Here is a 6,000-nt window from a genome sequence, read left to right as displayed (position 1 = left end):
TGACGCTGAGGCACGAAAGCGTGGGGATCAAACAGGATTAGATACCCTGGTAGTCACGCCTAAACGATGAATACTCGCTGTTAGCGATATACAGTTAGCGGCTAAGCGAAAGCGTTAAGTATTCCACCTGGGGAGTACGCCCGCAAGGGTGAAACTCAAAGGAATTGACGGGGGCCCGCACAAGCGGAGGAGCATGTGGTTTAATTCGATGATACGCGAGGAACCTTACCCGGGCTTGAAAGTTAGTGAATCATTTAGAGATAGATGAGTGAGCAATCACACGAAACTAGGTGCTGCATGGCTGTCGTCAGCTCGTGCCGTGAGGTGTTGGGTTAAGTCCCGCAACGAGCGCAACCCCTATGTTTAGTTGCCAGCACGTTAAGGTGGGGACTCTAAACAGACTGCCTGTGCAAACAGAGAGGAAGGAGGGGACGACGTCAAGTCATCATGGCCCTTACGTCCGGGGCTACACACGTGCTACAATGGATGGTACAGAGGGCAGCAAGCTGGCAACAGCAAGCAAATCTCAAAAAGCCATTCACAGTTCGGATAGAGGTCTGCAACTCGACCTCTTGAAGTTGGATTCGCTAGTAATCGCGTATCAGCAATGACGCGGTGAATACGTTCCCGGGCCTTGTACACACCGCCCGTCAAGCCATGGAAGTTGGGGGTACCTAAAGTATGTAACCGCAAGGAGCGTCCTAGGGTAAAACCGATAACTGGGGCTAAGTCGTAACAAGGTAGCCGTACCGGAAGGTGCGGCTGGAATACCTCCTTTCTGGAGTAGGTCAGACTACTCGCTGCGCAAATGATATAAATGACAGAAGATCTCAAAAAGAAACACCCATAGGATGAAACATCGTTTAGTGTTCTCATACTGAAGTAAAGACACCTAGTCCCGTAGCTCAGTTTGGTTAGAGCACTACACTGATAATGTAGGGGTCAGCAGTTCAAATCTGCTCGGGACTACAGATATATTCTAAGGGGGATTAGCTCAGCTGGCTAGAGCGCCTGCCTTGCACGCAGGAGGTCAACGGTTCGACTCCGTTATTCTCCACCATGACCGGTACTTAAGATAGAAGGTACAGAAATAGGGTTCAGGAATGAACTCCGGGATAGAAAAGTTCTTTGACATATTGGAAGAAGTTAAAAAAGAAGAGCAAACAACAATAGAGACGTTGTTAGCTTTGAGGAATGAAATGAGTAAGCAATTACAAATAGAAATCCGAAAGAGATAACAACCATCAAAAAAAGCATTTCCATAGGCGCAAAAGGCTATGGAGAGAAGAAAGTAAATAAGAGCACACAGGGGATGCCTTGGCTCTCAGAGGCGATGAAGGACGTGATAAGCTGCGATAAGCACTGGGGATTAGCAAATATGAATTGATCCGGTGATTTCCGAATGGGGAAACCTGGCTAGTTGAAGACTAGTCGTATAATACGCAAACCTGCCGAACTGAAACATCTAAGTAAGCAGAGGAAGAGAAAATAATAATGATTTCCTAAGTAGTGGCGAGCGAACGGGAAAGAGCCCAAACCATATTTGTTACGGCAAATGTGGGGTTGTAGGACTACGATATGATTATAATGCAATGAAGTGGAACAGGATGGGAAGCCTGGCAACATAGAGTGAGAGCCTCGTACACGTAAGTACCATTAGTCTAGTAGTATCCTGAGTACCGCGAGGTCGGAGACGCCTTGTGGGAATCTGCCGGCACCATCCGGTAAGGCTAAATACTCCTGAGAGACCGATAGTGAACCAGTACCGTGAGGGAAAGGTGAAAAGAACCCCGAACAGGGGAGTGAAATAGAACCTGAAACTGTGTGCTTACAAGCGGTCGGAGCGTCCAGGTGGCGTGACGGCGTGCCTTTTGCATAATGAGCCTACGAGTTACTCTTCTCTGGCAAGGTTAAGTGTTTAAGACACGGATCCGAAGCGAAAGCGAGTCTGAATAGGGCGTATAGTCAGGGGAGGTAGACGCGAAACCTTGTGATCTACCCATGGACAGGTTGAAGGTGCGGTAACACGTACTGGAGGACCGAACCGATAAACGTTGAAAAGTTTCCGGATGATCTGTGGGTAGGGGTGAAAGGCTAATCAAACTGGGAAATAGCTCGTACTCCCCGAAATGTTTTTAGGAACAGCGTGGATATAAAGTTATATAGAGGTAGAGCTACTGATTGGGTGCGGGGGAGTCAAATCCTACCAAATCCAGACAAACTCCGAATGCTATATAATATGATCTGCAGTGAGGCCCGGGGTGCTAAGGTCACGGGCCGAGAGGGAAAGAACCCAGACCATCAGCTAAGGTCCCCAAGTTATAGTTAAGTTGAACTAACGAGGTCCGATTGCATAGACAGCTAGGATGTTGGCTTGGAAGCAGCCATTCATTTAAAGAGTGCGTAACAGCTCACTAGTCGAGCGATCGGGCATGGATAATAAACGGGCATTAAACTATACACCGAAGCTATGGGTAATATTAATATTACGGTAGGGGAGCATTCCAGCGGCAGCGAAGTTATGACGTAAGTTGTGGTGGAGCTTCTGGAAAAGCAAATGTAGGCATAAGTAACGATAAGGCGGGCGAGAAACCCGCCCACCGAAAGGATAAGGTTTCCTGATCAACGCTAATCGGATCAGGGTTAGTCGGGGCCTAAGGAGAACCCGAAAGGGATATTCGATGGACAACGGGTTAATATTCCCGTACTTTTTATAACTGCGATGTGGTGACGGAGTAGTGACACTACCGCGATCTGACGGAATAGATCGTTGAAGACAGTAGGTATTGGTCTGGTAGGCAAATCCGCCGGACTAGCTGAAAGTCGATAGTACCGCGAACCTTCGGGTAAGTGGATAGTGTAGGTAATCAGACTTCCAAGAAAACCCGCTAAGCTTCAGGTTATAAAAACCCGTACCGCAAACCGACACAGGTATCCGGGAAGAGAATTCTAAGGTGCTCGAGTGAATCATGGCTAAGGAACTCGGCAAAATGGCCCTGTAACTTCGGGAGAAGGGGCGCTGGTAGCAATATCAGCCGCAGTGAAAAGGCCCAGGCGACTGTTTAACAAAAACACATGGCTTTGCAAAATCGAAAGATGAAGTATAAGGCCTGACACCTGCCCGGTGCTGGAAGGTTAAGAGGGGATGTTAGTCGCAAGGCGAAGCATTGAATCGAAGCCCCAGTAAACGGCGGCCGTAACTATAACGGTCCTAAGGTAGCGAAATTCCTTGTCGGGTAAGTTCCGACCTGCACGAATGGTGTAACGATCTGGGCGCTGTCTCAGCCATGAGCTCGGTGAAATTGTGGTCCCGGTGAAGACGCCGGGTACCCGCAACGGGACGGAAAGACCCCATGCACCTTCACTACAATTTAACATTGACATTGGATACAGGATGTGTAGGATAGGTGGGAGACTATGAAGCGGCGTCGCCAGGCGTCGTGGAGTCAACGTTGAAATACCACCCTTTCTGTATTCGGTGTCTAACTTCGCCAAGCGAAGGACATTGTTTGATGGGTAGTTTGACTGGGGTGGTCGCCTCCAAAAAGGTAACGGAGGCTTTCAAAGGTAAGCTCAATACGCTTGGTAACCGTATGAGGAGTGCAATAGCATAAGCTTGCTTGACTGTGAGGCATACAAGCCGAGCAGGGTCGAAAGACGGATATAGTGATCCGGTGGTTCTGCATGGAAGGGCCATCGCTCAAAGGATAAAAGGTACGCTGGGGATAACAGGCTGATCTCCCCCAAGAGCTCATATCGACGGGGAGGTTTGGCACCTCGATGTCGGCTCGTCACATCCTGGGGCTGGAGAAGGTCCCAAGGGTTCGGCTGTTCGCCGATTAAAGTGGCACGCGAGCTGGGTTCAGAACGTCGCGAGACAGTTCGGTCCCTATCTGTTGTGGGCGTAGGAATTTTGAGTGGGGCTGACCTTAGTACGAGAGGACCGGGTTGGACTAGCCTCTAGTGAATCTGTTGTTCCGCCAGGGGCATTGCAGAGTAGCTACGCTGGGAATAGATAAGCGCTGAAAGCATCTAAGTGCGAAACTAGCCACGAGATGAGAATTCCATATAGGACCGTAGCAGACTACTACGTTGATAGGTTACAGATGTAAAGGTGGTGACATCAAAGTCGAGTAATACTAATCATCCGAAGCTTTCAAGAGCAGTAAACTGTTGTTTGTTCTTCCTAACTAACTTCTTTCAATAATATGTCATTGTTTGACAGCATAAGGTAAGTCCATTCCGAAGCTGTATAAACATTAAAAATATTTAGGTGCCTATATCGGTGGTGTCCACCTCTTCCCATTCCGAACAGAGAAGTTAAGCCCACCAGAGCCGATGGTACTGCGGTAACACGTGGGAGAGTAGGTCGGTGCCAAATCTTAAAGAAAGCCTGTAGTCAAAACTGCAGGCTTTTCTTGTTTACAGAAATTTTTGCATTGCTGATGCTACGGTAGTTTAAATTGAGTTGGTTTTTATACAGGTTTCGTTTGTGCAGAAGCGCTCGCATGAGTTAACGCATAATCGTGTTACATTTTTGACTTTTTTCTCTTTACCGTGCCACCGTCTTTGTTGGGACGCATTTCTATCCTTACCGGATTCTGGTTTTATATATGGGTTCATCATTGGGTTGAAACCTGAATGAGCTTTTGCTTTTTTTTCGAATTCAATTGGTGTTTCTCTGGCTTGTGACGCATGTATTGTCAGTAAATTCTGTACAGACGATTCTCAGCGATTTGAATGCTTTTTGATGTTAATTAATTATCCTTTTTAGTTGCTTATAGTGTTTTAATTAGAGTTATAGGTTTACAATTTATAGTTTTTTATTTTATTATTTTGACTTATAGTTTAATTATATAACTCGATAAGAACTTCTATTTTGAATGGCAGCATGGTGATTTTTTACGTTAATTCCCGTATCTTAAGGCACCATTAACTCCAAAATCATCCCTTTATGAAGATCGCAGTTTTCAGTTCATGTGAATATGACAAAGAATTTTTAAACCGTTTTAATACCGGACACGACTTGACCTACTATGCCGTTTCGTTATCTGAGGATACTGCAAACCTGGCTACTGGATTTGATGCAATTTGCATTTTCGTCAATGATCAGGCGAATGCTCCGGTACTGAATATACTAAATAACCTGGATATCCGCCTGATTGTATTGCGCTGTGCAGGATTTAATAACGTCGATGTTGCCAAAGCGAATGAATTAGGTATGAGGGTGGTACGTGTTCCAGCATATGCACCTGAGGCGGTAGCTGAACATGCGGTAGCATTGATGATGACGCTCAACCGCAAAACACATAAAGCTTACAACAGAGTAAGAGAAGGCAATTTTTCTTTAGAACGGCTGACGGGTTTTAATCTTTTCGGAAAGAAAGTTGCGGTAATTGGAACAGGTTTAATTGGCCGTGCTTTGTGCCGGATTTTAAAAGGTTTTGGATGCCGGATTGCCGCCTTTGATCTTTATCCCAATGAGGAGCTCCAAAAGATGGGAGTTGTTTATGATACACTGGAGGATACTCTGGAAGGAGCCGATGTCATCTCTTTGCATTGCCCGTTGACTGAGGATACAAAACACCTGATTAATAAAAGGACACTGCAACTTTTTAAGCCGGGTGCGATGCTGATCAATACCAGCCGGGGTGGCTTAATTGATACCAAGGATGTGATTCAGGCCTTGAAATCTGGTCAGATTGGTTACCTCGGGCTAGATGTTTATGAACAGGAGGGGGATCTGTTCTTTCAGAACCGATCTGAGGATGTGATTCAGGATGAGTTAATTACAAGGTTGATTTCTTTTCCGAATGTGCTGATTACCTCTCATCAGGGCTTCTTTACAAAAGAGGCGCTGGAGGAAATCGCCAGGATTTCATTCGCGAATGTTGATGCCTTTCTGCAAGGAACTCCGCTGGTCAACGAGGTGGTAATCTGAGTAGCTGAAATTTAAGGGCGAAAAAGTTTTGAGAAAGCCCAGAGATGGAGTTTTATTCA

The 6,000-nt window shown here is 46.3% G+C and carries 1 protein-coding gene, 2 tRNA genes and 3 rRNA genes; all 6 read left to right on the top strand.

Going from position 1 to position 6,000, the window contains the following annotated elements; translation table 11 throughout:
- Positions 1-778: ribosomal RNA gene (locus PBAL39_RS23850) — 16S ribosomal RNA — on the top strand; the annotation flags it as partial.
- 116 nt (positions 779-894) lie between these two features.
- Positions 895-969, top strand: a tRNA-Ile gene (locus PBAL39_RS23845).
- 14 nt (positions 970-983) lie between these two features.
- Positions 984-1,060: transfer RNA gene (locus tag PBAL39_RS23840), tRNA-Ala, on the top strand.
- 225 nt (positions 1,061-1,285) lie between these two features.
- Positions 1,286-4,162, top strand: a 23S ribosomal RNA gene (locus PBAL39_RS23835).
- A 107-nt stretch (positions 4,163-4,269) separates the two neighbouring features.
- Positions 4,270-4,381, top strand: a 5S ribosomal RNA gene (gene rrf, locus PBAL39_RS23830).
- 573 nt (positions 4,382-4,954) lie between these two features.
- Positions 4,955-5,941, top strand: coding sequence for a 2-hydroxyacid dehydrogenase (locus PBAL39_RS23825; protein ID WP_008246631.1), 987 nt, complete (start codon positions 4,955-4,957; stop codon positions 5,939-5,941).
- Positions 5,942-6,000: the final 59 nt, after the last annotated feature.

Source organism: Pedobacter sp. BAL39, from assembly GCF_000170795.1.
Lineage (GTDB): Bacteria > Bacteroidota > Bacteroidia > Sphingobacteriales > Sphingobacteriaceae > Pedobacter.
The sequence above is the reverse complement of the archived record's forward strand: the minus strand, read 5'-3'. Positions and strand labels throughout refer to the sequence as shown.

Coding starts and splice junctions, on each gene's coding strand:
- PBAL39_RS23825 (WP_008246631.1), top strand. CDS start 4,955: ATGAAGATCGCAGTTTTCAGTTCATGTGAATATGACAAAGAATTTTTA.